Origin of the sequence: Candidatus Cryosericum odellii (assembly GCF_003570935.1) — a bacterium.
GTDB classification, from domain to species: Bacteria; Caldisericota; Caldisericia; order Cryosericales; family Cryosericaceae; genus Cryosericum; species Cryosericum odellii.
Genome location: NZ_QXIU01000240.1, coordinates 1 through 1,422, shown reverse-complemented (window position 1 = coordinate 1,422; position 1,422 = coordinate 1). Strand labels below are relative to the sequence as shown.

The 1,422-nt window shown below is 63.3% G+C and carries 1 protein-coding gene; it reads left to right on the top strand.

Annotated elements, in window-relative coordinates; genetic code table 11:
- Positions 1 to 1,422: hybrid sensor histidine kinase/response regulator (locus SMC5_RS09820; protein ID WP_119120574.1), on the top strand; the 1,422-nt coding region annotated here is incomplete at both ends.

Genomic DNA, 1,422 nt, shown 5'->3' with positions numbered 1-1,422 from the left:
TCGCTGAGGTTCGTCTACGTCAACGGCGCCGCCCTTAGCAACCTGGGCTACTCCCTGGCGGAACTGCAGCAGATGACGCCGCTGGACATCAAGCCTGCCTTCACCAGGCCTTCCTTCGAGGAGCTGCTGCTGCCCCTGCGGGACGGAACCAGGGAAGTGCTGGTGTTCGAGACTGTCCACCGGCGCAAGGACGGGACGACCTACCCGGTCGAAGTCCATCTTCAGCGGTTCCAGGGAGAGGGTCAGTCTTCATTCCTTGCCTTCGTCAATGACATCACGGACCGCAAGCGGGTGCAGGCGCAGCTGCTGCAGTCCCAGAAGATGGAAGCCATTGGCGAACTTGCAGGAGGCGTCGCGCACGACTTCAACAACATGCTGACCGGTATCCTGGGCAACGTGGCCATCGTGAAGGAAAGCATGTCCCCCAACGACCCATTGCGCGAGAACGTCGATGCCATCAGAACTGCAGCCGAGGAGGCAGCGAATCTGACTAGAGGGCTGCTGACGTTCAGCCGTGGGGCCATGATCCAGCCTGTCGCGCTCGACACGAACGCATCGGTCGAGCGGACCCTGGCTGTGCTGACACAGTCCCTGCCAGCGTCTGTCGCCATCGTCAACAAGCTGCAACCAGGTATTTGGAACGTCTTCATGGATCAGTCCCAGATGACACAAATCCTGCTGAATCTGGGCGTCAACGCCCGCGACTCGATGGTGGGCAGAGGCACGCTCACCGTTGGCACGCGGAACACGGTCGTCGACGCGGCCTATGTGCAAGCCCATCCCTTCGCCCGCACCGGGGAGTTCGTCGTGCTGAGCGTTGCAGACACGGGGCCGGGGATCGCGCCTGAGGTCCTGCAACACATCTTCGAACCCTTCTTTACGACGAAGTCAGTGGGCAATGGCACGGGCCTCGGCCTCTCCATCGTGTACGGTGCGGCGCACCAAGCCGGTGGATGGGTCACGGTCCAGTCGGACCCCGGCGAGGGGGCGCTGTTCGAGGTCTACCTGCCACGGTTGGTCGGACAGCTGCCACCCGCGGTCGTCGCCACCCGGGCAGTCGCACGTCCCTGCGTCGGCACGGTGCTTGTGGTCGAGGATGAGCCAGTCGTCAGCGCCGTCGTTCAGGCCCTGCTGTCACGTGCCGGGTACGACGTCCTTGTGGCAGCCGACGGCGCATCGGCACTGCACGCACTTGAGGCGCACGGTAGCGACGCTAACCTCATCCTGCTGGACATGACGATGCCCGGGATGACCACAGAGGAGATCCTGACAGAGATGCGGCGCCTGTATCCAGTGTTGCCCGTGCTGCTCACCTCGGGGTACACGTCCAGTGACGCGGTCAAGCACATGCTCGACAATGGCATCGTGCAGGGATTCCTGGCCAAGCCCTACGAGACCGAGGTGCTGTTCGCCACCGTCGCC